The 15,820-nt window shown below is 59.9% G+C and carries 14 protein-coding genes and 1 other RNA gene; 3 read left to right on the forward strand and 12 right to left on the reverse strand.

The annotated features are described in order from the left end of the window. Positions 1-98 precede the first annotated feature (98 nt). From murG to rsmI, 12 genes are all read right to left on the reverse strand, one after another. Complete coding sequence (gene murG / locus MPRO_RS23610; protein ID WP_067298769.1) at positions 99-1,184, reverse strand: undecaprenyldiphospho-muramoylpentapeptide beta-N-acetylglucosaminyltransferase; 1,086 nt, start codon at positions 1,182-1,184, stop codon at positions 99-101. Continuing rightward, positions 1,181-2,404, reverse strand: coding sequence for a putative lipid II flippase FtsW (ftsW, locus tag MPRO_RS23615; protein WP_067298770.1), 1,224 nt, complete (start codon positions 2,402-2,404; stop codon positions 1,181-1,183). The genes murG and ftsW overlap by 4 nt, the downstream gene beginning before the upstream one ends. After that, positions 2,401-3,756 (reverse strand): UDP-N-acetylmuramoyl-L-alanine--D-glutamate ligase, encoded by a 1,356-nt coding sequence (gene murD / locus MPRO_RS23620; RefSeq protein ID WP_067298771.1) that lies wholly within the window; start codon positions 3,754-3,756, stop codon positions 2,401-2,403. The genes ftsW and murD overlap by 4 nt, the downstream gene beginning before the upstream one ends. Positions 3,757-3,913: 157 nt before the next feature. Beyond that, positions 3,914-4,996 (reverse strand): phospho-N-acetylmuramoyl-pentapeptide-transferase, encoded by a 1,083-nt coding sequence (gene mraY, locus MPRO_RS23625; RefSeq protein WP_067298772.1) that lies wholly within the window; start codon positions 4,994-4,996, stop codon positions 3,914-3,916. Then, positions 4,997-6,376 (reverse strand): UDP-N-acetylmuramoyl-tripeptide--D-alanyl-D-alanine ligase, encoded by a 1,380-nt coding sequence (locus MPRO_RS23630; RefSeq protein WP_067298773.1) that lies wholly within the window; start codon positions 6,374-6,376, stop codon positions 4,997-4,999. Beyond that, positions 6,373-7,872 (reverse strand): UDP-N-acetylmuramoyl-L-alanyl-D-glutamate--2,6-diaminopimelate ligase, encoded by a 1,500-nt coding sequence (locus MPRO_RS23635; protein ID WP_067298774.1) that lies wholly within the window; start codon positions 7,870-7,872, stop codon positions 6,373-6,375. The genes MPRO_RS23630 and MPRO_RS23635 overlap by 4 nt, the downstream gene beginning before the upstream one ends. Position 7,873: 1 nt before the next feature. Beyond that, positions 7,874-9,589, reverse strand: coding sequence for a peptidoglycan D,D-transpeptidase FtsI family protein (locus MPRO_RS23640; RefSeq protein ID WP_067298775.1), 1,716 nt, complete (start codon positions 9,587-9,589; stop codon positions 7,874-7,876). Next, positions 9,579-9,989 carry a cell division protein FtsL gene (ftsL, locus tag MPRO_RS23645; RefSeq protein WP_245635192.1) on the reverse strand — a complete coding sequence of 137 codons (411 nt, stop codon included), beginning with the start codon at positions 9,987-9,989 and terminating at the stop codon, positions 9,579-9,581. The genes MPRO_RS23640 and ftsL overlap by 11 nt, the downstream gene beginning before the upstream one ends. Then, entirely contained in the window at positions 9,986-10,924 is a 939-nt protein-coding gene (gene rsmH, locus MPRO_RS23650) for a 16S rRNA (cytosine(1402)-N(4))-methyltransferase RsmH (protein WP_067298776.1), read from the reverse strand. Before rsmH ends, ftsL begins: the two co-directional genes overlap by 4 nt. Positions 10,925-10,960: 36 nt before the next feature. Further along, entirely contained in the window at positions 10,961-11,416 is a 456-nt protein-coding gene (mraZ, locus tag MPRO_RS23655) for a division/cell wall cluster transcriptional repressor MraZ (protein ID WP_067298777.1), read from the reverse strand. 291 nt (positions 11,417-11,707) lie between these two features. Continuing rightward, an RNA gene (gene rnpB / locus MPRO_RS23660) (RNase P RNA component class A) lies at positions 11,708-12,071 on the reverse strand. 73 nt (positions 12,072-12,144) lie between these two features. Further along, positions 12,145-12,987, reverse strand: coding sequence for a 16S rRNA (cytidine(1402)-2'-O)-methyltransferase (gene rsmI, locus MPRO_RS23665; RefSeq protein WP_067298778.1), 843 nt, complete (start codon positions 12,985-12,987; stop codon positions 12,145-12,147). A gap of 35 nt (positions 12,988-13,022) precedes the next feature. Here rsmI and MPRO_RS23670 point away from each other — a divergent pair, with 35 nt between their 5' ends. Genes MPRO_RS23670 through MPRO_RS23680 form a run of 3 tightly spaced genes read left to right on the forward strand, consistent with a single transcriptional unit; the run spans position 13,023 to position 15,817 of the window. Further along, positions 13,023-14,852, forward strand: a complete 1,830-nt coding sequence (locus MPRO_RS23670) for a penicillin-binding protein activator (RefSeq protein WP_082709092.1) — start codon at positions 13,023-13,025, stop codon at positions 14,850-14,852. Beyond that, entirely contained in the window at positions 14,852-15,211 is a 360-nt protein-coding gene (locus MPRO_RS23675) for a YraN family protein (RefSeq protein WP_067298780.1), read from the forward strand. The genes MPRO_RS23670 and MPRO_RS23675 overlap by 1 nt, the downstream gene beginning before the upstream one ends. 18 nt (positions 15,212-15,229) lie before the next feature. Then, complete coding sequence (locus MPRO_RS23680) at positions 15,230-15,817, forward strand: SIS domain-containing protein (RefSeq protein ID WP_067298781.1); 588 nt, start codon at positions 15,230-15,232, stop codon at positions 15,815-15,817. Positions 15,818-15,820 lie beyond the last annotated feature (3 nt).

Here is a 15,820-nt window from a genome sequence, read left to right on the forward strand (position 1 = left end):
CAGAACCGCACCACAGACTCGGGTACTTCAAATACTGTCGGACTCTTGTGCATCTGGTTACTCACTTTCAAACACTGTCAGGCTTTTGTGTATCTTGTTCATTTCATGGTTTCCAGGCAGATGCGCGCCACATCGCGGCTGGCCTCAGGCCGACCCTGCGCCCGCGCAATCTTCGCCATGCCAAGCAGGGTTTCCCGACTGCCAAGCTCTTCAAGCAGGGCTTTAAGCGCGCTCTCATCCAGATCGCGCTGCTGAATCAGTCGCGCAGCCCCCGGACCCGCCAGGTAAGCGGCATTGCCTGTCTGATGGTCATCCACCGCGAACGGGAAAGGCACCAGCACCGCAGCAACGCCAGCGATAGACAACTCGCTCACCGTCAAGGCCCCGGCGCGGCACAGTACCAGATCGGCCCAGCCATAGGCCTCATCCATGCGATCGATAAAAGGTACGACCTCGGCCTCAACACCGCAGTCCCGATAGAGCGCCTGGGTCTCATCCAGCAGTTTCCTGCCCGTTTGATGCCGCACCAGCGGTCGTTGCTCCGGCGCCAGGGATGCAAGCACCTTGGGCAGCAAGTCGTTAATGGCGCGCGCCCCCAGACTGCCGCCGACCACCAGCAGGCGTAGCGGCCCGGTACGCCCCTGCATGCGCTCTTCCGGCGGTGCCAGTTCAAGAATGGCACCGCGCACCGGGTTGCCGGTCAGGGTGACGTCGCGGCCGGCACCGAAAGCCCCACCGAAGGCTTCAAGCACCCGTGTTGCCATGCGCGACAGAATGCGATTGGTCATGCCTGCCGTGGCGTTCTGTTCGTGTATCACCAGCGGGCGCCCCTGCAAGCGAGCGGCCAGCCCGCCGGGGCCTGCGGCAAAGCCGCCCATGCCCAGCACCAGGTCCGGCTGGTAGCGGCGCAGCAAACACCAGGCCTGCCACAGCGCCCGCGCCAGGCGCAAAGGCGCCAGCGCAAGGCTCAATCGACCCTTGCCACGCAGGCCGGCCACATCGATGTAGTGCAGCTCAATGCCGGCCGCCGGCACCAGATCGGACTCAATGCCCCGTCTTGTTCCGAGCCATTCCACCTGCACACCTTCACGCTGCAGCTCCCGCGCCGTGGCCAGCGCCGGAAATACATGACCACCCGTACCGCCGGCCATAACCAACACTTTCTTACCCTGCCAGGCCGTCATGTCGCAGACTCCGTTACTTGCGCATCCGTACCAACACGACGACGCCTGCGCGACCGCGGCGCCCCGGCCGCCAGACGCTTGGTTTTAAGTTCAAAATCAATTCGCTGCACTATGGCAATCATGGCGCAGCACACCAGCAAACTGCTGCCGCCGTAGCTCAGCAACGGCAGTGTCAGCCCCTTGGTGGGCAAGGCACCGACATTCACGCCTATATTGATCAGCGCCTGGCCTGCGAAGATAAAGCCAAAACCGTAGGCGGCGTAGGCCATGAAAAACTCTTTCTGTTTCTCCGCCTGGCGCCCGATCAGGAAGACCCGCGTTACCAGCACGACATAAAGACTGATCACCAGCAGCGCGCCCATCAGACCAAACTCTTCCGCCAGTACCGAAAATACAAAATCGGTATGGGCTTCGGGCAGGTAAAACAGCTTCTGCACACTGCTGCCAAGGCCAGTGCCAAACAGGTCACCGCGACCAAAAGCGATCTGGGCCTGGGACAGCTGATAGCCGGCACCAAAAGGGTCGGACCAGGGGTCCTGGAAGGACTTCAGGCGCTCCATGCGGTACGGCTGGGCGATGGCCAGCACACCGATCAGGGCAATGGCGCCGCAGGTAACCATCAAAAACTGCCCAAATCGCATGCCACCCAGAAATATCATGCCCATGACAGTGCCCATCAGCACCACAGCCGCACCGTAATCGGGTTCCATAATCAGCAGGAACACCAGGATACCCAGTGGCAGCGCGGGCTTGGCCACACCGGTCCAGCTACTGCGTACCTCGGTCAGACGCCGTACCAGATAACCACTGAGGTAGAGCACCATACAGAACTTGGCGATTTCCGACGCCTGCAGATTGATCGGACCCAGACCAATCCAGCGTCGACTGCCGTTTACTTCGCGACCCAAGCCGGGAATCAGCACCAGTACCAGCAACACGAGCGCCACCAGCAGCAGCACAGGCCCCAGCCGGTGCCAGAATGCCAGCGGGATGCGCGACACCACCAGCGCCAGCACCAGCCCCATGATCATGAAAATGCCGTGGCGGATACTGAAGAAAAAAGCCCCGCCAAAGCGCTCTGCCGCCACGTCCATGGACGCCGAGGTGATCATCACAAAACCGGTCAGTACCAGGCTGACAGCGGCCAGCAGCAGCCAGGGGTCGAACGGTAACGTCCCCTGCTGCTGCGGCTGCAATGCCTGCCAGTACTTTTTGATCATGCCAGGGCCCTCACTGCAGCGACGAAGCTATGGCCGCGTGCCGGATAGCCGCTGAACATGTCAAAGCTGGCACAGGCTGGCGACAGCAGCACTATGTCGCCGGGCTGGGCCAGGCTAGCGGCCTGCTGAACCGCATCATCCATGGACTGGGCATAGACACGCGCAACGGTGTTGATAGCGGCATCAATGCGCGGTGCATCGCGACCGATCAATACCAGCGCCCGGGCATAACGATTGAGCGGTGCATCCAGCTCGGCAAACTCGGCGCCCTTGCCATCACCACCGGCGATCAGCACTATACCTGCGCCCGCCGCCAGGGTCGGCCCCAGCCCGTTCAGCGCAGCAACAGTAGCGCCGACATTGGTGCCTTTGGAGTCGTTGACGTAGGCGACATCGGCGACATCGGCAACCCACTCGCAACGGTGTTCGAGACCCCCAAAGGTGCGCAGTGCCTGCAGCATGGCCGCCATCGGCAGGCCAGCAGCATGGCCAATGGCCAGCGCCGCCAGCGCATTGCTGACATTATGGGTACCGCGGATACGCAGCTCGCTGACCGCCAGCAGCCGCTCGCGGCCCAGCGCCAGCCAGTCCTGCCCGGCTGCGTCCTGCAGCAAGCCAAAGCGCTTCAGATCAGGCACGCCAAGATGGTACAGCCAGGTTTCCACACCCTTGGGCAGCAGCGGATGGGTCAGCGGATCATCCTTGTTTTCCACCACCTTGCGGGCACCGCGAAAGATGCGATGCTTGGCGCGGTAATAGTCCTGCACACTGTCGTAGCGATCCAGGTGATCGGGACTGATATTCAGCACAGTAGCGACTTCGGCACGCAGGTCAGACGTTGTTTCCAGCTGAAAGCTCGACAACTCCAGCACGTAGAGTGCTTGTTCGCCGCCGGCCAGCATGTCCAGCACAGGGGTTCCCAGGTTGCCGCCGACACCCACATCAATACCCGCCGCCGCCGCCATTTCTCCCACCAGGGTCGTGACGGTGCTCTTGGCGTTGGAGCCAGTGATAGCGATCACAGGCGCGCTTATGGCACGGCAGAACAGGTCGATGTCACCGGTCAGGCGCACACCGGCAGCCACCGCCTGGCGAATCGCCGGATGACTCTGGGCCACACCCGGGCTCAGCACCAGCTCATCGGCCCGCGCCAGAAAGTCGCCGTCCAGCTCGCCGCAGTGCACGTCTACATCGGGCGCAAATGCACGCAGCTCTTCGAGTCCCGGCGGCGCCTGGCGGGTATCCACCACGGCAAAGCGACGGCCAAGGCGCTGCAGATGCCGCGCACAGGAGAGCCCGGTCTTGCCCAGACCGATCACCACTGTTAGCCGATCACTCGAAATCAAACTCATCTATCTCTCATTCCCTGTTGCACAACCATCAATAACCGCATCATCGGTGATACCAACTCACCACCTTTTACCTTGCACCTTTTACCTTGCACCTTTTAGCTAGCACCTTTCTCCTCGCACCTCGCACCTCGCACCTCGCCCCTCGTCCTTTTTACCTTTACCTGATCTTCAACGTCGCCAGGCCGACCAATACCAGTACCACTGTAATGATCCAGAAGCGCACTATCACCCGTGGCTCAGGCCAGCCCTTCAATTCAAAGTGATGATGAATCGGCGCCATACGAAAGATGCGCCGGCCAGTCAGCTTAAACGAGGCCACCTGCAGGATCACTGATACGGTTTCCATCACGAAAACGCCGCCCATGATCACCAGCACCAGTTCCTGGCGCACGATTACGGCCACGGTGCCCAGCGCAGCCCCCAGGGCCAGAGCACCCACATCGCCCATAAATACCTGAGCCGGATAGGTATTGAACCAGAGAAAGCCCAGGCCCGCGCCGACGATGGCACCGCAGAAAATAATCACCTCACCGGCACCGGCGATATAGGGGATATTCAGATAACTGGCGAACTGGCTGTGGCCGGTCAGATAGGCAAAAACCGCCAGCGCACCGGCCACCATGACCGTGGGCATAATGGCCAGCCCGTCCAGACCATCGGTGAGGTTGACAGCATTGGAGGTGCCAACAATCACGAAATAGGTAAAGACGACAAAGAAGATGCCGAGGTCCAGCGCCACTTCCTTGAAAAAGGGCACGATCAGAGTGGTTTCGGCCACACCCGGAGCCGTGCTATAGAGTGCAATGGCAGCCCCCAGGCCGCCGACGGACTGCCAGAAATACTTCCAGCGCGCAGGCAGGCCACGGGAGTTTTTCTCCACTACCTTGCGCCAGTCATCGACCCAGCCAACGGCGCCAAAAATGAAGGTCACGCCCATCAGTATCCAGACATAGCGATTGCCCAGGTCGCTCCACAGAAAGGTGCTGATACCGATCGCCAGCAATATCAGGCCACCACCCATGGTCGGGGTGCCGGCTTTGCTGAGGTGGGACTGGGGACCGTCATTGCGTACGGACTGACCGATCTGGCGATTTTTCAGCAGTCTGATCAGGCGCGGACCTGCGAACAGCGAGATCCCCAGTGCCGTCAGCACACCCAGAATGCCGCGCAGCGTAATGTATTGAAACACAGCAAAGCCTTTAAAATACTGCGTCATAAATTCGGCAAAAATAACCAGCATCTAGTGAGATTCCCCTTGCGTCAGGCCGGATACGACCTGATCCATAGCGGCGCTGCGCGACCCCTTGACCAGCAGGGTCAGCTGCGCGTGCGCCAGTGTATTAAGTGCGCCGATTAACTCGGCTCTGTTATCAAAATTCTGTCCATCGCTACCGCCCTTAGCGCAATAGGCCGCAACCGCGTGACTACACAAAGGCCCTGTGGCATAGAAGCGCTCAATTCCGGCCGCCGCCGCATAGGCTCCCACCTCGCCATGCTGCTGGGCAGCATCAGCGCCGAGCTCCGCCATGTCACCGAGCACCAGCACCCGCTCACCCGGCAGGCTCGCCAGCACATCTATGGCAGCCTTGACCGACGCGGGATTGGCGTTATAGCTGTCATCAATCAGCCGGCAGCCCGCCACGCCCGCAAGCGGTTTCATACGCCCTGCGACCGCTTCGAAACGCTCAAGCCCCTGCACAATCAGCTTTAACTCCAGACCCGCTGCGAAGGCCGCGGCCGTTGCTGCCAGAGCGTTTGCGACGTTGTGACGCCCCAGCACCCGCAGATGCACCGCAGCGCGCTGCTCACCGACAACCAGTTCAAAGCCGTAACAGCCGTTGGGCTGGTAATACAAGTCCCTGGCCGTCACATCCACATCACTGCGCTCAAGTCCAAAACTCAATACCCGGCGCTGCTCCAGCTGTCGCAGCCAGGTATCCGCATGTGGATCATCGGCGTTGACCACCGCTGTGCCACCGGCGTTGAGACCATTGAAGATCTCGCCCTTGGCCCGCACGACCCCCTCCAGCGAACCAAAGCCCTCGAGGTGCGCGCCAAAGGCATTGTTAAGCACCGCCACATCGGGCCTGGCCAGCCCCGATACGTAGTCGATCTCGCCAGGGCCACTGGCGCCCATCTCGATTACGGCATAACGGTGCTGCTGTTCCAGCTCGAACAGCGTCAGCGGCACGCCGATTTCGTTGTTCAGGTTGCCACGGGTTGCCAGCGTAGGGCCTGCGCCGGCCAGTATGGTAGCAAGCATTTCCTTAACAGAAGTTTTACCGCTGCTGCCCGTGACTGCGATCAGGGGGCCTGCAAAAAAGGTGCGATTGTATTGCGCAATTGCACCGAGCGCGAGTCGTGTATCGGCGACAACTAGCTGCGGCATCGCCAGTGGCAGCAGGCGTTCGACCACCGCCGCTACAGCGCCCAGGCTCTGAGCCTGGGCGACAAAATCATGGGCATCAAAATTCTCACCGCGCAGTGCCACAAACAGATCCCCCGGCTGAATCCGACGCGTATCCGTGCTGACGCGGCTAATGCTGATGGCTCCCGCATCGCCTTCAAGACGCCCATCCAGTACCGGCCTCAGCTCGGCAAGACTGAAACATCCGATCATGACAGCGCCCCCTGTTTGCGCATATCCAGCGCCTGCTGCGCGATCAGTTGATCACTGAACGGACGACGCTGGCCTTTAACTTCCTGATAATCCTCATGTCCCTTGCCCGCAATCAGCACTATGTCGCCAGTGCCGGCACGGCTCAGGGTCTGCTGGATCGCCCGGGCACGGTCAGGCTCCACCTCGCAAACCGTGGCGCTGTCGATGCCCTCCTGAATCATGCCGATGATAAGAACCGGGTCTTCGCTGCGCGGATTATCGCTGGTGACCACCACGCGATCCGCCAGGCGTGCGGCAATAGTGCCCATCTGAGCGCGCTTGCCGGTGTCGCGGTCACCACCGCAGCCAAACAGACACCAGAGCTGACCTTCAACATGATCGGACAGCGCCTGCAGCGCCTTTTCCAGTGCATCCGGCGTATGGGCGTAATCGACCACAACCAGCGGCAGTTCACCGCCGCCGAAACATTCCATGCGACCACAGACGGGCGTCAGGCCATTAAGGCCATGTTGCAGCTGATCACGACCAAGCCCCGCCAACTGCAGTACCGCAGCGCTGAGCAGCAGGTTACTCAGATTAAAGTGCCCCAGCAGGCGATTCTGTATATCCATATCACCCAGCTGAGTATGCAGTCGCAGCTGCATGCCGTTGCTGTTGAGCTGACTGCTGACAGGATAAATATCCACATCGGTGCCAGTACCAAAGGCCAGCACCTCACGCGCATCGGCAAAAGAACGCTGCAGCAAGCTGCGGCCGAAAGCATCATCGGCATTGATGGCCAGCAAAGGCACCTCCATGGCATCGAACAGGCGCGCCTTGGCGGCGCCGTAGGCCTCCATGGAACCGTGGTAATCCAGGTGATCGCGACTCAGGTTGCTGAATGCCGCCACATCGAAAGCGATGCCCTGGACGCGCCCCTGATCCAGCGCGTGGGACGATACCTCCATCACCACCGCATCTGCGCCCTGGCGGCGAAAATCCGCCAGCAGGCGCTGCAATGCGATGGGGTCGGGCGTGGTATGACTAGCACTTGCCAGGGCACCGATAAAACCATTCCCCACGGTACCTATCAGCGCCGCGCGCCGCCCGGCAAGGTTCAGCGCCTGGGTAATGTAGTGACTGCAGGAGGTTTTGCCGTTGGTCCCGGTCACGCCAATCATCTGCATGGCGCGACTCGGCTCACCGTAAAAAAGCGACGCCATGGGACCTATGCGCCACGCCAGTTGCGGGATGGCCAGCACCGGCACGCCGAAATCGGTCTGCGCGATCATCGCCGACTCGGTTTCATCCACCAGCACCGCCACGGCGCCACGGGCGACGGCTGCGGGAATGAAATCAACACCCCGGTGCCTCAAACCCGGGCGGGCGAGAAACAGCTCACCGGCCTGCAGCGTACGGCTGTCCTGGGACAGCCCCCCGAGAACGAGCGAAGCCAGAGGGGTGTTAACCGCCTCTGGCAGGAGCTGTTGCAATGTAACTTGCGCGATTGGAGTCATGTTATTTCATCGCCACCCGCTTGCTATCTGTCTGCGGCCAGTCATCCGGCGCCACATTCAGCAGCCGCAACGCACCGGCCGCTATCCGCGAAAACACCGGCGCTGCCACCTCGCCACCGAAATATTCCTGCCCCTTGGGGTTATCCACCATGACCACCATCACCAGTTCCGGGTTCTCCACCGGCGCCACACCGGCAAAGACCGAGACATACTGATCGGCGATATAGCCACCGGCGCCAATCTTGTGGGTCGTACCTGTTTTGCCGGCAATGCGGTAACCCGGAACCCGTGCACGAGTTCCAGTGCCACCACTGTTGGTCACCGTTTCCATCATCCCCAGCACATCCCGCGCCACCTGTTCCGGCATTACCCGCACCATGGGCGCGGGTTCGCTCTGTTTGAGCAGGGAAACGGGACGAATCATGCCGTTGCTGGCGAAGGGAATATAAGCATGAGCCAGCTGCAGCGGTGTCACAGAGAGCCCGTAGCCGTAGGACATGGTGGCGCGCTCGACGACCTGTTTTTCCGACACATAGGGCACAGAGCCCGACTGTTCGCCCGGGAAGCCCGTGCCCGGCACCTGCCCAAGACCCACGTTGGTCATCAGATTGCGTACTGCATCGCCGTGCATACTGAGGGCCAGCTTGGTCACGCCAACGTTGCTGGACTTGGTAATAATGCCGGTCAGATCCAGGGTGCCGTAATTACGGTGATCCCGAATGGTGTGTCCCTTTAAGCGGATGTAGCCGGGCGACACATCCACCGGAGTGTCTGGCTTGTACTGGCCGCTCATCAGAGCGGCCGCCACTGTGAGCGACTTCATTGGTGAGCCTGGCTCGAACAGGTCGGTCAGAGCGCGGTTGCGCAAGGCACCGCTGCTCAGTTTGCTGCGATCATTCGGGTTGTAGGACGGCTGATTCACCATGGCCAGCACTTCGCCTGTATGGGCATTAAGCACCACCACCGCCGCGCCATCAGCCTTGTGCACCTGCACCGCAGCCTTAAGCTCACGGTAGGCCAGATACTGCAGCCGAAGATCGATACTCAACTGCAAATTGCGGCCAGGATCGGACTCCTCCACCGAACGAATGTGCTTGATGGTGCGACCCAGCCGATCCTTGAGTACCAGCTTGCTGCCAGGGTCACCGCGCAGCCAGTCGTTGTAGGCGAGCTCCATGCCCTCCTGCCCCTCACCATCAACATTGGTAAAGCCCACCAGGTGACTGGTGACCTCGGCCGCCGGATAGTAGCGTTTGTATTCCCGATCCACATGAATACCGGGCACCCGCAGCGCCGCGACCTGCTGGGACAGCTCTGGTGAAACCTGTCGCCGCAGATAGATAAACTGACGTGACTTGAATTCGTTGAGACGATCAAGCAGCTCGGTACGATCCATCTCCAGCAACTGCGCCAGACGTCCCAGGGATGGGTGATTCAAATCGGCTTTGCCAGGGTCGGCCCAGATAGTCGCTACAGGCGCGCTCACCGCCAGGGGCTCGCCGTTACGGTCGGTAATCTGACCACGGTGCGCAGGAATCAGCATGGTGCGCAGAGTGCGGGCATCGCCCTGACTCTGCAAAAAGGCCTGATCCTGACCATAGAGGGAAAACAGCTTAAACAGGATGCCCGAGGCGATGATCGCCAGCAGGGCAAACAGCAGTAACAGGCGCCAGCTTTTGGCCGCCTGATTTTCAACCTTGACCGAATCAGCGTTCATGACGCACGATCTCAATCATGCCGGGCTCAGGCACCAGCATGGCAAGACGCTTACTCGCAACCTGTTCAATGCGGTTATTCGCCGCCCAGGCACTTTCTTCCAGCACCAGTTGACCCCACTCGACCTGGAGTTCATCCCAGTTGGCAATCAGGTTTTGATGCTGGTTAAACAGAATACGGTATTGATAAGCACTGAAAATTACCGCCATGGCACTGCCAACCAGTAACACCACCAGCACCAGCAGCACCATCGCCGGACGTGTCAGCTCTGCGGCACTGAACAGACGCAAGGACGCCGCAGGGACAGACTTGGTATCTGTCGCTGCGGCGTCGGCCGATTTCCAGCCCTGCAGCCACTGCAGCATCCGGAACGGGCGCCACTCCATGGCGGGCACTTTCATTTGATACGCACCGCGACTCGCATGACCGCGCTGCGCGCACGAGGGTTCTGCTGAACTTCCCCAGGGCTGGCCTTGATCGCCTTGCCCGCGGATTTGAGACGCTGTTGCAGCATGTCCTGGGTCACAGGAATGCCACGGGGCAGATGCTCGTCACCCTTCACATGTTTGCGAATGAAGCGTTTAACGATGCGATCTTCCAGCGAATGAAAGCTGATCACCACCAGGCGACCTCCTATCGACAGCAAATCCAGTGCCTGGTCCAGGCAACGCTCAAGGTCTTCCAGTTCCCGGTTTATATGAATCCGGATAGCCTGAAAGGCTCGCGTCGCCGGATGTTTCCCCTTCTCCCAGGCAGGGTTCGCTTCCGCGATAATCTTGGCCAACTGCGCCGTGGTGGTGATCTGCACCTCTTGGCGCGCTGCTACAACGGCGCGCGCCATGCGTCGGGCAAAGCGCTCTTCACCGTAGGTAAAGATCACATCTGCCATTTCCTTTTCACTGGCCGTCGCGATCCACTGCGCCGCGCTCAGACCGACATCCGGATTCATCCGCATATCCAGCGGACCTTCATTCAGAAAGCTGAAACCGCGCGAGGCATCATCCAGCTGTGGCGAGCTCACGCCCAGATCCAGCAAGATGCCGCCGACCTTGCCGGCCAGCTGGCGCGCACGCACGTACTGATCCATATCCGCAAAGGAACCGCGCTCGATTTCAAAGCGGGACTCATCGCCAAAACGCTCAGCTGCGTAGGTGATCGCCTCGGGGTCTTTGTCGATCGCCAGCACGCGCCCCTTGGACTGCAACTGCTCCAGAATCAGCCCGCTGTGACCGCCTCGACCAAAGGTGCCGTCTATATAGAAGGCATCCGGGTCCTGCACTAGGGCTTCAACCGCCTCGCGCAGCAATACGGTGGTATGACTGAAATCCTGTATCATTCGCGCTCGACAACCTTTGTGCTGTAATCATTTGGCCTACAGTGACAGCGTCTGCAACTCATCTGGCAGCGCCATACCACCCTCTACATCTTTCAGATACTGCTCGCGGGTCTGATTCCAGAGATCCTCGCTCCAGATCTCAAACTTGCGACCCTGCCCCAGCAATATCACCTTTTTGTCGAGCCCCGCGTATTCGCGCAACGGCGCTGTCAGCAGCAAACGGCCACTGCCATCCATCTCCAGATCCGTGGCATGACCAATCAAAAGTCGCTGAATACGCCGCGTGACCGGATTAAAACTCGACAAGGCCTCGATTTTTTGCTGAATCTGCTCCCATTCGGGCAGTGGGTAGAGCAACAGACAACGCTCTTCGGTATCAATAGTGGCCACCAGACAACCTTCGCACCCCGCCTGAATCTGCTGGCGGTAGCGTGCCGGAATAGCCATACGGCCCTTGGCATCGAGATTGATTGGATTTACGCCTCGAAACATGGAGCTTTCAGCCTCGGTTCAAACCATCTTTCACCACAGAATTCCCACAACTCCCCACATCTACCCACTTTACCCCACTTGCGCACACTATAGTAGGAACTAACCACAGGCAATGCAAGGCAGCCGCAGTGGCACCTTCCATGAAGATAAGCGAACGCATTAGCTAATTTGAGGCCACTGACTGAGCGTCGAGGGTGGCTGGGAAATAACTGATATAGGAATCAGCCAATTAGAACAAAAACGCGGAAAAATCGGACGCGCGGAATACAGCTACTGCATGAAAAAATTAGTTGGATGAGTTCGCCTGTAAGCCGGGTTCTGTCGAGGACAGTCATTCATCTACGATGCATGTCACCATACACCTTTAGCGACCTACCCGGACCCAGCGCGGGCCGCGCCTAGTGGGTCCCTATTTGGTCTTGCTCCGAGTGGGGTTTACCGTGCCGTGGAATGTTGCCACCCACGCGGTGCGCTCTTACCGCACCCTTTCACCCTTACCGTCATGCAGCTCCGAAGAGCTCCACGCTTAGGCGGTCTACTCTCTGTTGCACTGGCCGTCGGCTTGCGCCGCCCAGACGTTATCTGGCACTCCGCCCTATGGAGCCCGGACTTTCCTCCCCTGCGCAAGCGCAGCGACGACTGTCCGGCGAACTCATCCGGGCGCAAGAATACCAGTATCCACACAAAGCGCAAGCCAGGATACCCGGCCTTTTTTTGCTTAACCCCAATCAGGCGTCGCGTCGCGCCAGTGCCGCCTGGTAAAGGAAGTTCTTTTTCAGGCCCGTCAGCTTCGCCGCCAGCGCCGCAGCCTGCTTGATCGGCAGCTCTTCCAGCAACACATCAAGCACCCGCATGGCCTCGATGTTGACCTCATCTTCGGCCGCCGTGGGCGCGCCCTGAACCAGCACCACGAACTCGCCTCTTTGCTGATTGGCATCCTGACGCATCCAATCAAGCAGCTCGGATACAGGCGCACCCTTTATGGTTTCAAAGGTTTTGGTCAGCTCACGCGCAGCCACCACCATGCGCCCAGCCCCAAAGCAGGCCTGCATGTCTTCCAGGGACGCAAGAATACGGTGAGTCGACTCGTAGAAGATAAGTGTGCGCTCCTCCCGGGCCAGCGCATCCAGGCGCTGGCGCCGCGCCAGGCTCTTGGCCGGAAGAAAACCTTCGAACACAAAACGATCAGACGGCAAGCCTGCAGCACAGAGCGCCGTGACCAGCGCACTGCAGCCTGGCACTGGTACGACCCTGAACTGCGCCTCGCGCACCGCCCGCACCAGCACGAAACCGGGGTCAGAAATCAGCGGCGTACCGGCATCGGAAATCAGCGCAATACTTTCACCAGCAGCCAGTCGCTCAATAATTCGCTCAATTCGCTGACGTTCGTTGTGATCATGCACTGAAATCATGGGAGTTTTAATGTTAAAGTGCGCCATCAAACGTGCACTGTGACGGGTATCTTCCGCCGCGATCAGTGTCACTGTCTGCAGCACCTCAATTGCACGCGCAGTCATATCTGCGAGATTGCCTATAGGTGTTGCGACAACATACAAAACCGCTTCCGACATATTGAATCCATCCGTCTTTTGGGGTGACAGAGTATATGATGAATCCGCTGCGCCTGTCTCTGACCGCCAGCGTGCTGGCCCTATTGCTTGTTGGCTGCAGTACGCCGACATCAAGGACACCCGCACCCGCCGCCAACGCTATCGAACGCGAGCAAAACGCTATCGCAGCCCTGCTCGATGAAGCCAACCGCGCCCAGCCTATCCGCTCGGCCGAATTACGTGCTCAAGCCGCCCGCAAACTGATCGATATAGACCAGCGCGATCAGGCCATTGCCATTCTGGAGCGCATCGACACCGCACTGCTGCCGCCGATCCTGCGCTTTGATATTGCCAAGCTCAAGGCAGGCACCGCACTGGAACGACAAAACAGCAGCCAGGCCCTGCTCTACCTGGCTGAAATGCCCAGCAGCGAACCCCTGCCCACCGCCCAGGCCATTGAACTGGGCGAGCTGAGAGCACAAGCCTACCAGCAGCAACAAGACAACCCGGGCGAACTGAAAGAACTGATCAAGGTGGCGCAACTGCGCCAGGACCCTGCCCTGCGCCAGCAACTGCACGAACGCATCTGGACGTTACTGGGCGAGTTACCCAGCACCAGCCTTGAGCGCCTGGCCGCGAGCGGCGACGCCTCCTATTACGAGCAGGGCTGGTACGAACTGGCCATTAACCTGCGCACCAGCACCGATCTGGCCGGGCAGTACAATAGCCTGGCGACATGGCGCACCCTGTGGCAGTCCCACCCAGCACTGCAACTGCCACCCCAAGCCGTAGCCGTGCTGTTCGACTCCAGCATTACCCCGACCCGACGCATAGGACTGCTGCTACCCCAGAGCGGCTCACTCTCCAAGGCAGCCAGCGCCATCAGCGACGGCTTCATGGCCGCCTATTATCAGGCTCAGCGCGAAGGCCAGCCGGTGCCGGAAATACAACTGCTGGATTCAACTCTGGTCAATACGCCCGAGCAACTGCTGAATCTGGCCCGCACCATGCAATTGGATCTGGTGGTCGGCCCGCTCGACAAGAACTATGTGAGCCAGATCGCCCTCGCCACCGAACTGCCCATACCTGTGCTGGCACTGAACAATACCGACATAGCAGCGCCGACAAACCTTTATCAGCTGGGACTTGCCGCCGAGGATGAAGCACAGGCAGCCGCCCAGCGCGCCTGGCAGGACGGCCGCCGCCAGATGCTGGTAATGATTCCTGAAACTGACTGGGGCTCCCGTGTAGGCCAGGCCTTTATCCGCGAATTCGAGAGCCTCGGTGGCCAGGTCGTCGACGCCGTGACCTTCGCCGAGCAGGCCAGCCTGGCCGGCCAGGTCAGAGCTCTGCTGAAAACAGATATCAGCGAGGCCCGCGCCAAACGCATACGCTCAGTCACCGGCAATCGCATCGAGTCCGAACCTCAGCCGCGCAACGATGCTGACGCCCTCTTCCTCAGCGCCCTGCCAATCGATGCCCGCCAGATCAAACCCTTGCTGGCCTTCAATTACGCCGCCAACCTGCCGGTCTATGCCACGTCGCACCTGTATAACGGCAGCCCCAACAGCATCAGCGATATTGACCTTAACGGCATCCTCTTTTGCGACCTGCCCTGGGTGATAGGCCCACCCAGCACACTGAAACTGGCAATGAGCCAGCAGCGCGATGATACCGACACACGCTTTGGTCGCCTCTACGCATTGGGCGCCGACGCCTTCACGCTGCACCCTTACCTGGAGCAACTGCGGGCAAGCCCACAGGCACGCATCAGCGGCGAAACCGGAGAGCTACACCTGGTCTCAGGTTCACGCATCGCCAGGGATCTGCCATGGGCCCGGTTCGACAATGGCGTCCCCAAGCTGCTGACACCCGTGAGCAACTGATGGACAGGCGCGCCAGCGGACAGCTTGCCGAAGACCAGGCCCTGCACTGGCTGGAACAGCAGGGCCTGGCGCTGCTGACGCGCAACTACCACTGCCGCCTGGGAGAAATCGACCTTATTATGCTGCACGCCGACTGCCTGGTCTTCGTTGAAGTGCGCAAGCGCGGTCGCAGCAGCCTGAGCAGCGCAGCAGCCTCGGTCGATGCCCGCAAACAGCATAAAATTATCCTTACCGCTAACCATTACCTGAGCCAATACCCCCAGCGGGCCACCCAGCCCTGCCGCTTTGATGTGATTGCACTCGAATCAGATTCACCGACGGCCACCCCGCTATGGTATAAAGACGCCTTCAGGCCCTGAGATCGGAAACACCGCTGAATGGAACTCGAAGACCGCATTGTCAGCCAGTTTCACAGTTCGATGGATATCAATGCCCATACCATCGAACACTACACACCCATGATCGCCAGCGCTGGCGAGCAACTGCTGCATTGCCTGGTAAATGAAAACAAAATCCTGTGCGTCGGCAACGGCGGCTCAGCCGCGCTGGTGCAGCACTTTTGCGCCTTGCTGCTGAACCGTTACCGCCATGAGCGCCCGGGACTGCCTGCGCTTGCTCTGTCGGCCGACAGCGCCACCCTGACCGCCATCAGTGAAGACAGCGGCTTTAGCGACATTTACTCCAAGCAGATTCGCGCCCTGGGCCAACCTGGCGACATCCTGCTGGTGGTCTCGACCCACGGCCGAGCCAGCAACCTGGTCCAGGCCATTCAGGCCGCCCACGACCGGGATATGAGCGTTATCGCACTGACCGGCTACGATGGCGGCAATACCACGGCACTTTTACGCCCGGATGAAATCGAAATCTGCGTTCCAGCCGATGACGATGTACTGATACATGACGCCCATCTACTGGTGCTGCACTGCCTGTGCGATCTGATCGACTACCAACTGTTTGGAGCCTGAAAC

The organism is Marinobacterium profundum (assembly GCF_001528745.1).
Lineage (GTDB): Bacteria > Pseudomonadota > Gammaproteobacteria > Pseudomonadales > Balneatricaceae > Marinobacterium_A > Marinobacterium_A profundum.

Bases quoted from the DNA above. Each gene is read 5' to 3' on its own strand.
- MPRO_RS23630 (WP_067298773.1), bottom strand. From the start codon at position 6,376: ATGATCGGATGTTTCAGTCTTGCCGAGCTGAGGCCGGTACTGGATGGG.
- ftsL (WP_245635192.1), bottom strand. From the start codon at position 9,989: ATGAAAGTGCCCGCCATGGAGTGGCGCCCGTTCCGGATGCTGCAGTGG.
- mraY (WP_067298772.1), bottom strand. From the start codon at position 4,996: ATGCTGGTTATTTTTGCCGAATTTATGACGCAGTATTTTAAAGGCTTT.
- murD (WP_067298771.1), bottom strand. From the start codon at position 3,756: ATGAGTTTGATTTCGAGTGATCGGCTAACAGTGGTGATCGGTCTGGGC.
- MPRO_RS23675 (WP_067298780.1), top strand. From the start codon at position 14,852: ATGGACAGGCGCGCCAGCGGACAGCTTGCCGAAGACCAGGCCCTGCAC.
- murG (WP_067298769.1), bottom strand. From the start codon at position 1,184: ATGACGGCCTGGCAGGGTAAGAAAGTGTTGGTTATGGCCGGCGGTACG.
- MPRO_RS23670 (WP_082709092.1), top strand. From the start codon at position 13,023: ATGATGAATCCGCTGCGCCTGTCTCTGACCGCCAGCGTGCTGGCCCTA.
- rsmH (WP_067298776.1), bottom strand. From the start codon at position 10,924: ATGATACAGGATTTCAGTCATACCACCGTATTGCTGCGCGAGGCGGTT.
- ftsW (WP_067298770.1), bottom strand. From the start codon at position 2,404: ATGATCAAAAAGTACTGGCAGGCATTGCAGCCGCAGCAGCAGGGGACG.
- mraZ (WP_067298777.1), bottom strand. From the start codon at position 11,416: ATGTTTCGAGGCGTAAATCCAATCAATCTCGATGCCAAGGGCCGTATG.
- MPRO_RS23635 (WP_067298774.1), bottom strand. From the start codon at position 7,872: ATGACTCCAATCGCGCAAGTTACATTGCAACAGCTCCTGCCAGAGGCG.
- MPRO_RS23680 (WP_067298781.1), top strand. From the start codon at position 15,230: ATGGAACTCGAAGACCGCATTGTCAGCCAGTTTCACAGTTCGATGGAT.
- MPRO_RS23640 (WP_067298775.1), bottom strand. From the start codon at position 9,589: ATGAACGCTGATTCGGTCAAGGTTGAAAATCAGGCGGCCAAAAGCTGG.
- rsmI (WP_067298778.1), bottom strand. From the start codon at position 12,987: ATGTCGGAAGCGGTTTTGTATGTTGTCGCAACACCTATAGGCAATCTC.